We start from the raw sequence: 14,568 nt of genomic DNA on the forward strand, positions 1-14,568 counted from the left end.
CCCCCGTGGTGACCCACCCCGCCAGGGCCCACGGTCCTCGACGGACGTGACCGACGGACGTGACCGACGGGCCACGGGTGGACGTCGCGGACGCCCGGCGTGATCGGCTGGGATGATGGCGCCCATGACCGACCGCGTCGACCTCGCCACGCTCACCCCGCCCGTCGCCCTCGGCGCCCTCGACGGCCGCTACCGCCGTGCCGTCGCCCCGCTGACGAACCACCTCTCCGAGGCGGCGCTGAACCGGGCACGGGTGCACGTCGAGGTCGAGTGGCTCATCCACCTGACGGACGAGGCCGTGCTGCCCGGCGCGCCCCGGCTGAGCGAGGACGACAAGGCGTACCTGCGCGGCGTGGTCGCCACGTTCGGTGCCGACGAGATCGCCGAGCTGGCCGAGATCGAGCGGGAGACGCTCCACGACGTCAAGGCCGTGGAGTACTTCCTCAAGCGCCGCCTCGACGCCGCGCCGGACGTGCTCGGCGAGGGCACCGTCCTGCCGCGGGTGCACGAGATCGTGCACATCTTCTGCACGAGCGAGGACATCAACAACCTGTCCTACGCGCTCACCGTCAAGGACGCGGTCACCGAGGTGTGGCTGCCCGCGGCCTCGGGCATGGTCGACGAGGTCGCCGACCTGGCCCGCGAGCACGCCGGCGCCGCCATGCTCTCCCGGACCCACGGCCAGCCGGCGACGCCGACCACGCTCGGCAAGGAGCTCGCCGTCCTGGCGCACCGCCTGCGCCGCCAGCTCCGACGGGTCACGTCGGCGGAGTACCTGGGGAAGATCAACGGCGCCACCGGCACCTACGGCGCCCACGCCGTCTCCGTCCCGGGCGCGGACTGGGAGGCGGTCGCCCGCTCCTTCGTCCAGCACCTCGGGCTGACCTGGAACCCCCTGACCACCCAGATCGAGTCCCACGACTGGCAGGCCGAGCTCTACGCCGACGTCGCCCGGTTCAACCGGGTCCTGCACAACCTCGCCACCGACGTGTGGACGTACATCTCGCTGGGGTACTTCCGCCAGCGGCTCTCGGCGCAGGGCTCGACCGGGTCCTCGACCATGCCGCACAAGGTCAACCCCATCCGCTTCGAGAACGCCGAGGCCAACCTCGAGATCTCCAGCGCGCTGCTCGACACCCTCGGCTCGACCCTGGTGACCTCCCGCCTCCAGCGAGACCTCACCGACTCCTCCACCCAGCGCAACATCGGCACCGCCTTCGGCCACTCGCTGCTGGCGATCGACAACGTCCGCCGGGGCCTGGCCGGCCTCGACGTCGACGGCGACGCGCTGGCGCGCGACCTCGACGGCAACTGGGAGGTGCTCGGCGAGGCGGTGCAGCAGGCGATGCGCGCGGCGTCGATCGCCGGTGCGACCGGCATGGAGGACCCCTACGAGCGGCTCAAGGACCTCACCCGCGGGCGCCGCGTGGACGGGCCGGGCATGCGCGAGTTCGTCGCGGGCCTGGGCCTCCCGGGCGACGTCGAGGCGCGGCTGCTCGCGCTCGAGCCGGGCACCTACACCGGCCTCGCCGAGCGCCTGGTGCGCCACCTCGACGCCTGATCCAAGGCTCACCGAGCCGGTCGTGTCCTGAGGCCGCCACGGTCTCCCGCCCTTGTGGCCGGGTGTCGTCGGGAATTCTCCGAGCGTCGACCTTGTTCATGCAAACACATGAACATGGGGGCCGCCACCAGGACGTCCCCCGCGCGAGAGGGAAGTCCGAGAATGTCTACGTTCGACAGCAAGGTCGCAATCGTCACCGGCGCAGGCTCCGGCCTCGGCGCCGCCATCGCCGAGGAGCTCGCCGCCGGCGGGGCTCGGGTGGTCGCCTCCGACATCAACCTGGCGGCGGCCGAGGCCACCGTCGCGCGCATCGCCGAGGCCGGCGGGACGGCCACCGCGGTCGCGCAGGACACGGCCGTCGCCGCCGACTCCGAGAAGGTCGTACGGACCGCGCTCGAGACCTACGGGCGCCTCGACCTGGCGGTGAACAACGCCGGCATCGGCGGCAAGGCTGCACCGACCGGGGAGATCGACCTCGAGGACTGGGCCCGGGTGATCGACATCAACCTCAACGGCGTCCTGTACGGGCTGCGGCACCAGATCCCGGCCATGCTCGCCTCGGGCGGCGGCTCGATCGTCAACATGGCCTCGGTCCACGGCTCGGTCGCCGCACCCGGCAACACCGCCTACACCACCGCCAAGCACGGCGTCGTGGGGATGACCCGCAACGCCGCGGTCGAGTACGGGACCCAGAACGTGCGCATCAACGCCGTCGGCCCCGGCTACATCGCGACCCCCCTGCTCGAGAACCTCCCGGCCGAGCACCGCGAGGCCCTCGCCGCCAAGCACGCGCTCGGCCGCCTCGGCCGCGCCGAGGAGGTCGCCCACCTGGTCGCCTTCCTGCTCAGCGACGACGCGTCGTTCCTCACCGGCGGCTACTACCTCGCCGACGGCGGCTACACCGCGAGCTGACCGCTCGCCCGCGAGTCGACCTCAGCCGGGTGGTCGCTCCCACTGTCCGGCTCCCGGCCCAGGTCCCGCTCCGCCCGTCCCGCGGGTGGGGCGGGACCGACTCGGTGGCACCGCACCTCCTCGCCGCGATGGGCAGCCTCACACCTCTCCACCGACGACAGACCTTCGGCTCCCACGTACCGTTGGGGACCGTGACCTTCCTGCCGCTGAGCTCCGCTGCCGCCTCCGACGCCCCCCTCGAGGGCGTCGCCGCCTGGGCGGTCAGCGTCATGGAGAGCCTCGGCGGCCTCGGCGCCGCGCTGCTCATCGGGCTGGAGAACCTCTTCCCCCCGCTGCCGAGCGAGATCATCCTGCCCCTGGCCGGGTTCACCGCGTCGCAGGGCACCCTCGGCCTGGTCGAGGTGATCATCTGGTGCACCGCCGGCTCCGTCGTCGGCGCCTGGGTCCTCTACGGCATCGGCGCCCTGCTGGGCCGGACCCGGACGCGGGCGCTCATGAGCTGGCTGCCGCTGGTCAAGATCGAGGACGTCGACCGCACGGAGGCGTGGTTCGACCGCCACGGTCGCGGGACGGTCTTCCTCGGGCGCATGATCCCGATCTTCCGCTCGCTCATCTCCATCCCGGCCGGCGTCACCCGCATGCCGTTGCCGCTGTTCACGGCGCTGACCCTGACCGGCTCGCTCATCTGGAACACCGTGCTCATCCTCGCCGGCTACTGGCTCGGCGAGCAGTGGCACGTGGTCGAGACCTACGTCGGCACGTTCTCCCGCATCGTCATCGTCGCCGTGCTGGCCGCTTTGGCGTGGTTCGTGGTCTCCCGCGTGCGGACGATGCGCATCGAGCGCCGCGCCGGGCGCGAGGCCGGTCGCGAGACCGGGCGCGAGCTGGGCGACGACGCCGCCTGACCGACCGGAAGTGAGCAAGACATGACCGACACCGTCCTCGGACTGCCGTTCCTGCCGGTGGTGCCACCGCTGCTGGCCATCGCCATGGTGATGCTCACCCGCAAGGTGCTGCTGAGCCTCGGCGTCGGGATCGTCACGGCGGCGCTGGTGGTCGCCGACCTCGACGTGGCCGGCGCGCTCCGCCTGGTGGCGGAGTCGTTCGCCGGCATCTTCTGGGCGGACGGCGGCGTCAACACCTGGAACGTCTACATCATCGCGTTCCTGCTGATCCTCGGCGTGCTCGCCGCGTTCATCCTGATGTCCGGCGGCAGCCGCGCGTTCGGGCGCTGGGCGATGGCCCGCGTCTCCACCCGCCGCGGCTCGCAGCTGCTGGCGGCCGCTCTCGGCATCGTGATCTTCATCGACGACTACTTCAACGCCCTCGCCGTCGGTCAGGTGGCCAAGCCGGTGACCGACCGCAACCGCGTGTCCCGGGCGAAGCTGGCCTACATCATCGACTCGACGTCGGCGCCCGTGTGCGTGGTGGCCCCGTTCTCCAGCTGGGGCGCGAGCATCATCGGGATCATCGCGCCGATCCTGCTGGCCGCGGGCATCAGCGAGGTCACGGCGTTCCAGGCGTTCGTGGCGATGATGCCGATGAACTACTACGTCTGGGCGGCCCTCGCCATGGTCCTCGCCGTCGCGGTGCTGCGGGTCGACGTCGGACCCATGCGACGCGAGGAGGTCCGCGCCCTCGCCGCGGGCCGGCCGTTCGACCCCACCAAGACGATCCCGGGCGAGCTCTCCGCGGACCTGCCCGTCCACCGGCCGGGCTCGATCAGCGCCATGGTGGTGCCGTTCGTCGCCCTGGTGGCAGGCGTCGTCGGCGCGATCGTGTGGACCGGGCACAGCCAGTCCGGCTCGTGGGACCTGATCGAGATCTTCGCGAGCACGCTCGTGACCGAGTCGCTGGTGATCGGCGGCCTGCTGGGGCTCGGCGCGGCGCTGGTGTACTACGTCAAGGACACGCGGAGCAACGAGCGGTTCGGCTCCGGCACGTTCCGGGACGGCTGGGTCCAGGGCGTGCGCTCCATGCTCCCGGCCGTCTACATCCTCGTGCTGGCGTGGATGACCGTGTCCCTCATCGAGCAGCTGGGGACCGGCGAGTACCTCGCCGGCCTGGTGTCCGACGCCGGGCTCGAGCCGCGGTTCCTCATCCCGACGATGTTCGTCGTCGCCTCCCTCATGGCGTTCGCGACGGGCACCTCGTGGGGCTCCTTCGGCATCCTCCTGCCGATCGCCGGGCAGATCATGACCGAGGTGGGCAGCGCCGAGCTGCTCCTGCCGGCGCTCGCGGCGGTGCTGGGCGGCGCCGTCGTCGGCGACCACGTCTCCCCGATCTCGGACACCACGATCCTGTCCTCGACCGGCGCGGGCGCCAACCTCATGGACCACGTGCTGACCCAGCTGCCCTACGCCGCGGCCGCGGCAGCGGCGGCACTGGTGGGCTACGTCGTGCTGGCGGTGAGCGGCAGCACGTGGCTCGGCCTGCTCACGACCCTGGCCGGGGTGGCCGTGCTGGTGGCCGCCGCCCGGGCGGGGCGGCCGCCGGTGGAGGAGCACCCCGAGGTCGTGGAGAGCGTACGGGTCGCGGCCTGAGGCCCTCAGCCCATGTGGTCCAGGCGCCGCAGCAGGACCCCCTCGCGCAGCGCCCACGGGCAGATCTCGAGCTCCTCGATCCCGAGGTCCTTCATCGCCCGCTGGGCCACGAGCCCGCCCGCGACGATCTGGTAGGTCCGCTCGGGGGTGATCCCGGGCAGCTCCATGCGCTGCTCGGCGGGGATCTTCGCCAGGCGCGGGGTCCAGTCCTTGAGGTCGGCGAGCTGCATGCGCCGGCGCTCCTGCGCCCCGACGACGGCGAACCGCTGGCCGGCCAGCCGCGCGAGCGAGCGGAACGTCTTGGAGGTCGCGACCACCCGGTCGGGCGAGGGCAGCTTCCCCAGCTCCTTCACCAGCGGGGCGAGGGTCTTCTTGATGTGGGACCTCAGGTCGTCGATCTCGTCGGGCTCGGGCGGGTCGGAGCGCAGGAACTCCTTCGTCAGCCGGCCCGCGCCGAGCGGCACCGACGCCGCGAACTCGGGCTTCTCGTCGATGCCCATGGCGATCTCGAGCGAGCCGCCACCGATGTCGAGGACGAGGAGGCGCCCGGCGGCCCAGCCGTGCCAGCGCCGGGCGGCGAGGAACGTCAGCTCCGCCTCCTGCTGCCCCGAGAGCACGCGCAGCGGCACGCCGGCGATCTCCTCGAGGTGGGCGAGCACCTCCGCACCGTTCGTCGCCTCACGGATGGCCGAGGTCGCGATGCCCATCATCTCCTCGGCGCCGTGCTTGCGGGCGGCCTTGGTGGCCCTCGCGACGGCGTCACCGAGCGCCTCCACCCCCTCGCTGGTGATCTCGCCGTCGTCGAGGTAGCGCATGAGACGCACCGTGGTGCGCTCGTCGACGGCGGGCGCCGGCCGTGCGTCCGGCTCGGCGTCGACGATGAGCAGGTGCACGGTGTTCGAGCCGATGTCCAGGACGCCCAGTCGCATGCCGGTCACGGTAGTGCCGTCCCCGGACCCGCGCCCGGGCGCCGCCGTCGCCCCCGCCGTCGCCGTCGCCGGCTTAGGCACCCGGGCGCCGACGACCTAGGCTCGTGACCGACCAGGCGACCCCCACCGGAGATACCCCACCTCATGAGCACCATGCTGCAGAAGGCCGTCACCCCGCAGATGTCCGCCGCCTACCTCGACCGGGGGCTGGACCGCGTCGCGGGCTACGTCGTCCCGGCGGCTGACGTCGCCGAGGTCACGACCACGCAGGGACTGTTCGAGCTCCACGGGCTCGGGTTCGCGGGCACGCCGTTCTCCCCGGACCGCCCGATCGACGTCCTGCACGTCCCCACGGCCCCCACGGCCGTCCTCGTCCCGGCCACCGGCGGCACGGACGAGGCCGGGCGACGCGCCACGGGCGGCACCTTCCTGGAGCGGCCGCCGTTCAACGGCACCGGGTTCGCCGGCACCGGCGACGTCGTCGCCCCCCTGTCCTGGCTCGAGCACACCCGCCTCACGCCCGGCGCGCGGCTGTGGCGCTTCCACCCCGGCGGCGCCGAGCCCGAGCTCATCGGATCCTACCACGGCGTCGCGTTCGGGTGGCAGAACCACCTCTCCGACGACTCCTTCCACGCGCTCCTGCCGTCGAAGTACGTCGGGCCCGTGGCCAAGCTCGCCCTGGGCACGTTCGCGGCGGACGTGCGCGCCGACGACGACGGCGCACCCACCGTCGTCACGATCGTCACGGTCGCGAAGGACCCCGAGAAGCACGGCTTCAGCCGGACGAAGGCGGGCACCTGGGCCAAGCAGCTCGCCGCCGCCGAGGTGCCCGAGCTGTTCGAGATCCACGCCAGCGCCCGCTGGCACGGCATCCCGGTCCGGATCGTCGACCAGGGACCCGACAAGGACGGCCAGCAGATGTGCCGGGTCACCTCCCTCGCCCACGACGCCGACGTCGCCGAGCGGCTGGGGATGGACAAGGTCGACGTCGGCGTCTACGAGACGACCGTGCCGCTCTCGGTCCTCACCGACGTCGTGTACGCCCAGCGCGTGCCGCGTGCCTGGGCAAAGGAGGGCCAGCTCGCGCAGGCCTCCTCGGCCGGGCCGGCGGACCCCGCGGGCGCTCCTGCCCGCACCGCGTCGGCGCCGCGGGTCAACGTCGGCACGCCCGTCGTCACCGTCGCGCCCGGGTCGCCCGAGGCGGACCACCCCATGGCGAAGTTCGCCGCGGAGCTCCAGCGCGTCGCCCAGGGGCTGGTCTCGGTCGCCCCCACCGGGTGGACGCGTGCACGGGTCCTGTGCCGCATGGTCGGCAGCCGCGGGGAGGTCATGGCCGCCGCCACCGGCGCCGAGGGCAAGGAGGTGCCGCTGCCTGGCCTGCCCGGCGACGTCGCGCGCGCCATGTCGGAGATGCGGCACAAGGCCTTCGAACCGGGCAAGGGGACGTGGTTCACCGCCCTGGTCACCCTCGAGCGCAGCGGCAAGCTCTCCCTCAACCTCGACTACAACAACGAGCAGAAGTGGGGACGCCCGCTCGAGCCCGGGCAGTTCGCCGAGGACCTGCGGCGCTACCCCCGCGACGACGAGCACACGCCCGCCTGGCTGCGCGAGCGCCTCGCCGCGGACGCCGCCGCCCAGGCCGCCGACCAGCCCGGCACCGACGACGACGGCCCCACGGATCCGGCAGGCGACGCGACGCCGCGATCCTGACCCCGGCGGCGCTACGCCGCGGCACCGATCCTGACCACAGCGGCGCGACGCCGCGGCACCGATCCTGACCCGGCCGGCGGGACGCCCCCGGCCAGCGGAGCGCCCACGACCAGCAGCCGGCGTCCCGGAGCGCCCACGACCAGCGGCACGCCCCCGACCACCACTCGCCGAAGATTCCGTCTGGATATCCCTGACAGATCTTTCGGCCAGTGGGGGCTGCGGGGGCCGCTGCAGGCGCACGGCCCACCGCCCGCCGCCCGCAGGACCTTGGTCCCGGAGAGGAATACCCCGGGCAGGTACTGTTCTCGGGTAGACGTCGATACCCCCTAGGGGTACGCTCTCGTACTGAGGCAGGAACGAGACCGGCCCGCGAGGGTCGACCGGAGGAGGTCCGTCATGGCCGGCTACAGCGGGACGAAGGACCAGTACGCCAAGCGGTTGCGCCGCATCGAGGGCCAGGTGCGCGGTATCGCGCGCATGGTCGACGAGGACGTGTACTGCATCGACGTGCTGACCCAGATCTCTGCGGTCACCAAGGCCCTCCAGGCGGTCGGCATCGGGCTGGTCGAGGACCACCTCAACCACTGCGTCGTCGACGCCGCCAAGGCCTCGGACGAGGAGGGCCGGGAGAAGGTCACCGAGGCCGCAGAGGCCATCGCCCGTCTCGTCCGGTCCTGAGACATCGTCCGGTCCTGACCCAGCGCACCGCACCGCCCCCTGCCGGACCGCGGCAGGGCCCACGACCCACCACGAGGAGCACAGCATGAGCACCACCGAGATCGAGCGCACCACCGTCATCGACGTCGAGGGCATGACCTGCGGGCACTGCGTCCACGCCGTCACCACCGAGCTCTCGGGCCTCGAGGGCGTCCGGAGCGTCTCCGTCGACCTCAACGCCGGCGGCGTCTCCCCGGTGACGGTCGTCTCCGGCTCCACCATCGACGACGACGCTCTCCGCGCCGCCGTGGACGAGGCCGGCTACGCCGTCACCGCCGTCCGCCGCGACGCCTGAGACACCCCGGTCCGCGGCCGCCGCGGGCGGCCGCGGACCACCAGCGGCGCACCCTTGCGCCGCCGCGCCGGCACCGGTCGGCATGAGAACGGGAAGGCACCAATGACCACCGCCACCGAGCGCACCCCGCTGCCGATCGAGCCGATCGGCGAGGTCGACCTGACCGTCGAGGGCATGACCTGCTCCTCGTGCGTCAGCCGCGTCGAGAAGCGCCTCAACAAGGTCCCGGGCGTCCGGGCGACCGTCAACCTCGCCACCGAGACCGCCCACGTGAGCCTCGCGTCGGACGTCCCCGACACCGATCTCGTTGCCGCCGTCGAGGCCGCCGGATACACGGCGTCCGTGACCCGCCGGAAGGTGGCGACCGCACCCGTGGCACCAACCGGCGCAGCCGAGGCGGCCACCGCCGCGGCCCCGACGTTCCTGCGCGAGCTGGACCTCGCCGTCGAGGGCATGACGTGCTCCTCCTGCGTCGCGCGGGTGGAGAAGAAGCTCAACAAGCTCCCCGGCGCGAGCGCGACGGTCAACCTCGCCACCGAGACGGCACACGTCACCCTCGCCGAGGACGTCCCCGAGGCGGACCTGCTCGCAGCCATCTCCGCGGCCGGCTACTCCGGGCGGGTCACCAAGGTCCGTGGCGGGACGCCCGAGGCGACCACCACCGGCCCGGCCGCGGCACCCGGCGCGGACGTGCCGGTCGCCCCGGGGAGCGACGCCACCACCGTCCCCACCGCCGCGCCCACCGCCGACGAGGCCGCCGACACCTCCTCCCCCGCCGAGCGGCGTGCGGCGGACCTGCTGCGCCGCCTGCGCGTCTCCGCCGTCCTGACCGTCCCGGTCGCGGCGCTGTCGATGGTCCCGGCCCTGCAGTTCCCCGGGTGGCAGTGGGTCGTCCTGGCCCTGGCCCTGCCCGTGGTCACGTGGGGCGCGTGGCCCTTCCACCTCGCCGCGTTCCGCGCCGGCCGCCACGGCTCCTCGACGATGGACACCCTCGTCTCGCTCGGCGTCATCGCCGCGACCCTGTGGTCGCTGTGGGCGATCACGCTCGGCGGCGCCGGCGAGATCGGCATGCGGATGCAGTTCCAGCTCTTCCCCGCCGCCGACGCCCCCCGGTCCCACATGCCCGAGCTCTACCTCGAGGTCGCGGCCGTCGTCACGACGTTCCTCCTCGCGGGCCGCTACGCCGAGTCCCGCTCGCGCCGCAGCGCCGGGGACGCCCTGCGCGCCCTGCTCTCCCTCGGTGCGAAGGACGTCGCCAGGGTGCGCCTCGACGCCGCGGGCAACCGCACCGAGACCCGCGTGCCCGTCGAGGCCCTCGTGACCGGCGACCTCTTCGCGGTGCGGCCCGGTGAGAAGGTCGCCACCGACGGCGTCGTCGTCGAGGGCACCTCGGCCCTGGACACCTCCCTGCTGACCGGCGAGCCGGTGCCCGTCGACGTCGGCCCCGGCGACGCCGTCACCGGCGCCACCGTCAACACCTCCGGCAGCCTGCTCGTGCGCGCCACCCGGGTCGGCGACGAGACGACGCTGGCCCAGATCGCCCGGCTCGTCACCCAGGCGCAGGCCGGCAAGGCCCCCGTCCAGCGCCTCGCGGACCGGATCTCGGCCGTCTTCGTCCCGATCGTCATCACGCTCGCCGTGGCGACCTTCGTGACATGGCTGGCGCTGGGCAACCCCCTGCAGTCGGCGTTCACCGCCGCCGTCGCCGTCCTCATCATCGCCTGCCCGTGCGCGCTCGGCCTGGCCACGCCGACCGCCCTGCTCGTGGGCACCGGCCGCGCCGCCCAGCTCGGCATCGTCATCAAGGGCCCCGAGATCCTCGAGTCCACCCGCCGGGTGGACACGATGGTCCTGGACAAGACCGGGACCGTGACCGAGGGACGCATGCGCCTGGCCGACGTCCTCGCCCCCGCGGCGGCGGACGGCTCGGGCTACACCGACGGCACCCGCGCCGACGTCCTGCGCCTGGCCGGGTCGGTCGAGGCCGGCAGCGAGCACCCCATCGCCCGCGCCGTCGCGGACGCCGCCCAGGAGGCGGCCCGGACAGCCGGCACCACCCTGCCGCAGGCCCGGGACTTCTCCAACCACGCCGGGCGCGGGGTCTCGGCCACGGTGGACGACGGCGGCACCGCCCGCGACGTCCTCGTCGGCCGTCCCTCCTGGCTGGCCGGGCAGGGCGTCGCGGGCACCGGCCCGGACGACGACGTCACCCGTGCCCACGCCCACGCCGAGACCGACGGCGCGACCGCCGTCGTCGTCGCCTGGGAGGGCCGGGCCCGTGGCGTCCTCGTCCTGCGCGACGAGGTCAAGGCCACCTCGGCGCAGGCCGTCGCCCAGATCAAGGAGCTGGGCATCACCCCCTACCTCCTCACCGGCGACAACCGCGCCGCGGCCGAGCGGGTGGCCGGCGAGGTCGGGATCGCGCCCGAGCACGTCATCGCCGAGGTCCTCCCCGAGGACAAGCTCGACGTCGTGCGGTCGCTGCAGGACCGCGGCCGTGTCGTCGGGGTGGTCGGCGACGGCGTCAACGACGCCGCCGCTCTCGCCCAGGCGGGCCGGCAGGGCCTGGGCCTGGCCATGGGCACCGGCACCGACGCGGCGATCGAGGCCTCGGACATCACACTCGTGCGCGGCGACCTGCGCTCGGCCCCCACGGCGATCCGCATCTCCCGCAAGACCCTGCGGATCATCAAGCAGAACCTGTTCTGGGCGTTCGCGTACAACGTCGCGGCGATCCCGCTGGCGGCGTCCGGCCTGCTCAACCCGATGATCGCCGGGGCCGCGATGGCGGCGAGCTCGGTCATCGTCGTGACGAACTCGCTGCGGCTGCGCCGCGCCGGCTGACGGGGTCACGGCGCGGCCGCGCCGGGTCCCCGCGCCGCTGACAAGAGTGGGGGCGCCCGCCCCTACCGGGCGAGCGCCTCCACCCGCTCGACCGTCACCTCGTCCAGGCTGCCCAGGCGCACGGCGGCGAGCTCGAGGGCGTCCGGGGCGACGTCGTAGGCGTCGTGCGGGATGGCGATCACGCGCATCCCTGCCGCCGCGGCCGACCGGACGCCGTTGGAGGAGTCCTCGATGGCGACGGCGGCGGCGGGCTCGACGCCGAGGAGCTCGCACGCGCGCAGGTACCCGTCCGGGGAGGGCTTGCCTGCCGCGACCTCCTCGGTGGAGACCGTCGCGGCGAAGCGGTCGGTCACCCCCAGCTCGGCCAGGACGGTGTCGATCAGCCGCCGCGGGCTGGACGAGGCCAGCCCGAGCGGCCACCGGGCGGAGAGGCGGTGGATCGCCTCGACCGCGCCGGGCATGAGCGGGACGCCGGCACGGTAGTGGGCGGCCATGCCGTCGATCGTGCGGCCGGCGAGCTCGCCGGGCTCACCCCGAAGACCGACCTCGCGCGCGAGGAACGTGGACCACTCCGGGGTGGACATGCCCATCATCGCCTCGGTGGCCCCCGCGGGCCACGGGACGCCGTCCTCGGCGGCCATGCCCCGGCGGACCTCGTCCCAGAGCGTCTCGGTGTCGGTGATGATGCCGTCCATGTCCAGGACGACGGCGGCGATGGCGGCTGCGGTCATGGCACCCATCATCCCGCGCACCACCGGCGCCGCTCGGTGACCGGCGCCCGGTCGGCGAGACTGGGGCGGTGGACACGACGACAACGACCGCACCGACGACGCGCCGACGCCTGCGTGGCGAGATCCTCATCGTCCTGGGCCTCTCCCTGGGCGAGGCGGCCGTCTACGCGGTGGTCAACATCCTCGCCCGCCTCACCCTCACCACGCCGCTCGGCGAGCAGACCACCGCCCTGAACCCCTCCCGCTCGCCGCGGCCGTACCTCGACCTCACCTACCAGCTCCTCGGCATCGGGTTCGCCCTCGTCCCCGTGGCCCTGGCCCTGTTCCTCCTGTCCGAGCCCGGCCGGCGGGCCACGGCGCGCATCGGCCTCGACGGCGCCCGGCCGTGGCGCGACCTCGCCGCGGGCGCGGGCCTCGCCGCCCTCATCGGTGTCCCGGGCCTCGGTCTGTACCTGCTCGGCCGCGCCCTGGGCGTGACCGTGGAGGTCCAGGCCTCGGCGCTCGCGGAGCACTGGTGGACCGTGCCCGTCCTGGTCCTCGCGGCGCTGAAGAACGCCCTCCTCGAGGAGGTCGTCGTGGCCGGGTACCTCATCGAGCGGCTCGAGCAGCTCGGCTGGGGGCCGCGCGCCGTTGTCGCCACGAGCGCGCTGGTGCGCGGGGCGTACCACCTGTACCAGGGCTTCGGACCGCTGCTGGGCAACGTCGTCATGGGCGTCGTGTTCGGCGAGTACTACCGCCGCCGACGGCGCACCATGCCGCTCGTCGTCGCGCACACCCTCATCGACGTGGTCGCCTTCGTCGGCTACGCCCTGCTCCCGGCCGCGGCGCTCGCCGCCCTCGGACTGGCCTGACTGTGGACGGGCCCGACCGCCGCCGAGGTGGACCGCCCGGACTGCCCGTCTGCCGCCCCGGGGAGCAACGCAGGAGCGGGTCCTGAGCAACGCCCCCGGGGAGCAACGCCGGAGCGGGGCCTGAGCAACGCCCCGGCGCGCTTCTGAGCAACCGTTCCCCTGTCCGGTGCCGGTCGCGCCGCCCTACCGTTCGTGGCGGCCCGCCGACGGCGGCGGGTCCCGCCCGAGCAGAAGAGGTTGCCCCATGACCGCCGCCCTCCGCGCCCTCGCCGGGGCCGCCGCCGCCCTCATGATCGGGGTTCTGGCCGGCGTCACCGCGCGTGTGCTCATGCGTCTCGTCGCCGTGGTCGCCGGCGGCGAGACGGGCTTCTCCCTCAGCGGCAGCCTCGCCATCGTCGCGCTCTTCGTCGTGGCCATGCTCCCCGGGGCGGTCGCCCTCGGGCTCGGCCGGCGCCGCACCGGTGCGGTCCTGCTGTGGACGGGCGCCGCCCTCCTGCTCTTCCAGAGCGCGGTGATCCCGCTCCAGGAGGACCGGGCGGCCCTGTTCGGGGCGGGCACCGTGACGACCGTCCTCGCCGTCGTGCTCCTCCTCTCCTTCCCCGCCCTCGTCCTCGCCCAGACGGTGGCGACCGCCCGGGCCGCCCGGCTGCTCGCGGCGCGGCTGGTCCCGGCCGCACCGAGGGCCGAGGCCACGGTCGGCGCGGCACGCTGAACGGGGCGTGCCGGCGGGGGGCAACCGGCGCCACGGGGGCAACCGGCGCAACGCCGCCTACGGTCCAGCGGGGTCACCACGGGCCCCACCGCTGCCACGCCGCCTACCGTCGCAGCCCGACCCACATCCGCCGCAGGCGCAGCCCCTCGGCGAGGTTCACGGCACCGACGACGATCGCGAAGACCCCCACGAGCGCCGCCAGGGTCCCCACGACGGCGGCGGGCACGAGCAGCAGGACCACCCCGAAGACCGCGACGACGACGACGCCGGCCGCCGACCACGTCCACACGGGCGAGAGGTCGCGTTGGCCCGTGGCGAGGACCACCGTGACCACGCCCACGACCACGGCCCCGAGCCCCGCGAGCACGAGCACCGCCTGGGCGGTCAGCGCCGGCTGGAGCAGGAGCAGCAGCCCGGCGCCCAGCCCGCCGACACCCTGCACGAGGAGCAGCCCGGCGCCGGGCCACCCCCAGGACCGCGCCGCACGCAGCACGCCGAGGACGCCGTCGAGCAGGACGAAGACCCCGAGGAGACGGACGAGGGCGACGACCGTGCCCAGCGGCGCGGCGACCGCGACGACGCCGAGGCCGACAGCCAGGAGCCCGCGCAGCACGGGGAACCACCACCGACGCGCGGTGTGGACCGCGAGCTCCTGGACGAGCCGCCGCCGGGGGTCCACCACCCGCACCATGACGCCTGCCTCGCGGTCCGTCCCATCGCCTCGGACCCACGATAGGCCCGCGCTGGCGCGGCCGCAGGCCAC

At 74.1% G+C, this 14,568-nt stretch carries 13 protein-coding genes; 10 read left to right on the plus strand and 3 right to left on the minus strand.

Going from position 1 to position 14,568, the window contains the following annotated elements; translation table 11 throughout:
- The first annotated feature begins 124 nt into the window (after positions 1-124).
- The 4 genes from purB to AAEM63_RS17765 all read left to right on the plus strand — a co-directional run bounded on the left by purB (position 125) and on the right by AAEM63_RS17765 (position 5,016).
- Positions 125-1,561, plus strand: coding sequence for an adenylosuccinate lyase (gene purB, locus AAEM63_RS17750; RefSeq protein ID WP_341359538.1), 1,437 nt, complete (start codon positions 125-127; stop codon positions 1,559-1,561).
- A 162-nt stretch (positions 1,562-1,723) separates the two neighbouring features.
- Positions 1,724-2,473, plus strand: a complete 750-nt coding sequence (locus tag AAEM63_RS17755) for a glucose 1-dehydrogenase (RefSeq protein WP_341359539.1) — start codon at positions 1,724-1,726, stop codon at positions 2,471-2,473.
- Between the two features lie 191 nt (positions 2,474-2,664).
- Positions 2,665-3,378: a DedA family protein gene (locus tag AAEM63_RS17760; RefSeq protein ID WP_341359540.1), complete on the plus strand. Its 714-nt coding sequence runs from the start codon at positions 2,665-2,667 to the stop codon at positions 3,376-3,378.
- A 21-nt stretch (positions 3,379-3,399) separates the two neighbouring features.
- Positions 3,400-5,016, plus strand: coding sequence for a Na+/H+ antiporter NhaC family protein (locus tag AAEM63_RS17765; RefSeq protein ID WP_341359541.1), 1,617 nt, complete (start codon positions 3,400-3,402; stop codon positions 5,014-5,016).
- A 5-nt stretch (positions 5,017-5,021) separates the two neighbouring features.
- Here the strand turns inward: AAEM63_RS17765 and AAEM63_RS17770 are convergent, their stop codons facing one another.
- A complete protein-coding gene (locus tag AAEM63_RS17770; protein WP_341359542.1) occupies positions 5,022-5,945 on the minus strand; it encodes a Ppx/GppA phosphatase family protein in 924 nt (307 codons plus the stop codon).
- Between the two features lie 144 nt (positions 5,946-6,089).
- Here AAEM63_RS17770 and AAEM63_RS17775 point away from each other — a divergent pair, with 144 nt between their 5' ends.
- The 4 genes from AAEM63_RS17775 (at position 6,090) to AAEM63_RS17790 (ending at position 11,511) form a co-directional block, all read left to right on the plus strand.
- The gene (locus AAEM63_RS17775) at positions 6,090-7,655 is read left to right on the plus strand and encodes a hypothetical protein (RefSeq protein WP_341359543.1); all 1,566 of its coding nucleotides are present in this window, start codon (positions 6,090-6,092) and stop codon (positions 7,653-7,655) included.
- 396 nt (positions 7,656-8,051) lie between these two features.
- Positions 8,052-8,333: a metal-sensitive transcriptional regulator gene (locus tag AAEM63_RS17780; RefSeq protein ID WP_123915486.1), complete on the plus strand. Its 282-nt coding sequence runs from the start codon at positions 8,052-8,054 to the stop codon at positions 8,331-8,333.
- A gap of 85 nt (positions 8,334-8,418) precedes the next feature.
- Positions 8,419-8,667 carry a cation transporter gene (locus AAEM63_RS17785; RefSeq protein WP_341359544.1) on the plus strand — a complete coding sequence of 83 codons (249 nt, stop codon included), beginning with the start codon at positions 8,419-8,421 and terminating at the stop codon, positions 8,665-8,667.
- A 102-nt stretch (positions 8,668-8,769) separates the two neighbouring features.
- The gene (locus tag AAEM63_RS17790) at positions 8,770-11,511 is read left to right on the plus strand and encodes a heavy metal translocating P-type ATPase (protein ID WP_341359545.1); all 2,742 of its coding nucleotides are present in this window, start codon (positions 8,770-8,772) and stop codon (positions 11,509-11,511) included.
- A 62-nt stretch (positions 11,512-11,573) separates the two neighbouring features.
- On the opposite strand, the gene AAEM63_RS17795 is transcribed toward AAEM63_RS17790, so the two are convergent.
- A complete protein-coding gene (locus AAEM63_RS17795) occupies positions 11,574-12,242 on the minus strand; it encodes an HAD family phosphatase (protein ID WP_341359546.1) in 669 nt (222 codons plus the stop codon).
- Positions 12,243-12,310: 68 nt separating this feature from the next.
- Between AAEM63_RS17795 and AAEM63_RS17800 the strand changes: the two genes are divergently transcribed.
- Together AAEM63_RS17800 and AAEM63_RS17805 are read left to right on the plus strand one after the other, a co-directional pair.
- Positions 12,311-13,093, plus strand: a complete 783-nt coding sequence (locus tag AAEM63_RS17800; protein WP_341359547.1) for a CPBP family intramembrane glutamic endopeptidase — start codon at positions 12,311-12,313, stop codon at positions 13,091-13,093.
- A 244-nt stretch (positions 13,094-13,337) separates the two neighbouring features.
- A complete protein-coding gene (locus AAEM63_RS17805) occupies positions 13,338-13,805 on the plus strand; it encodes a hypothetical protein (protein ID WP_341359548.1) in 468 nt (155 codons plus the stop codon).
- A gap of 103 nt (positions 13,806-13,908) precedes the next feature.
- Here the strand turns inward: AAEM63_RS17805 and AAEM63_RS17810 are convergent, their stop codons facing one another.
- A complete protein-coding gene (locus AAEM63_RS17810) occupies positions 13,909-14,496 on the minus strand; it encodes a DUF308 domain-containing protein (RefSeq protein WP_341359549.1) in 588 nt (195 codons plus the stop codon).
- Positions 14,497-14,568 lie beyond the last annotated feature (72 nt).

Source organism: Georgenia sp. M64, assembly GCF_038049925.1.
In the GTDB taxonomy this organism is placed as follows: domain Bacteria; phylum Actinomycetota; class Actinomycetes; order Actinomycetales; family Actinomycetaceae; genus Georgenia.

What these genes read in the sequence shown, in the direction of transcription:
- purB (WP_341359538.1), top strand. Translation starts at nt 125, where the DNA reads ATGACCGACCGCGTCGACCTCGCCACGCTCACCCCGCCCGTCGCCCTC.
- AAEM63_RS17765 (WP_341359541.1), top strand. Translation starts at nt 3,400, where the DNA reads ATGACCGACACCGTCCTCGGACTGCCGTTCCTGCCGGTGGTGCCACCG.
- AAEM63_RS17775 (WP_341359543.1), top strand. Translation starts at nt 6,090, where the DNA reads ATGAGCACCATGCTGCAGAAGGCCGTCACCCCGCAGATGTCCGCCGCC.
- AAEM63_RS17805 (WP_341359548.1), top strand. Translation starts at nt 13,338, where the DNA reads ATGACCGCCGCCCTCCGCGCCCTCGCCGGGGCCGCCGCCGCCCTCATG.
- AAEM63_RS17785 (WP_341359544.1), top strand. Translation starts at nt 8,419, where the DNA reads ATGAGCACCACCGAGATCGAGCGCACCACCGTCATCGACGTCGAGGGC.
- AAEM63_RS17795 (WP_341359546.1), bottom strand. Translation starts at nt 12,242, where the DNA reads ATGACCGCAGCCGCCATCGCCGCCGTCGTCCTGGACATGGACGGCATC.
- AAEM63_RS17780 (WP_123915486.1), top strand. Translation starts at nt 8,052, where the DNA reads ATGGCCGGCTACAGCGGGACGAAGGACCAGTACGCCAAGCGGTTGCGC.
- AAEM63_RS17790 (WP_341359545.1), top strand. Translation starts at nt 8,770, where the DNA reads ATGACCACCGCCACCGAGCGCACCCCGCTGCCGATCGAGCCGATCGGC.
- AAEM63_RS17755 (WP_341359539.1), top strand. Translation starts at nt 1,724, where the DNA reads ATGTCTACGTTCGACAGCAAGGTCGCAATCGTCACCGGCGCAGGCTCC.
- AAEM63_RS17810 (WP_341359549.1), bottom strand. Translation starts at nt 14,496, where the DNA reads ATGGTGCGGGTGGTGGACCCCCGGCGGCGGCTCGTCCAGGAGCTCGCG.
- AAEM63_RS17770 (WP_341359542.1), bottom strand. Translation starts at nt 5,945, where the DNA reads ATGCGACTGGGCGTCCTGGACATCGGCTCGAACACCGTGCACCTGCTC.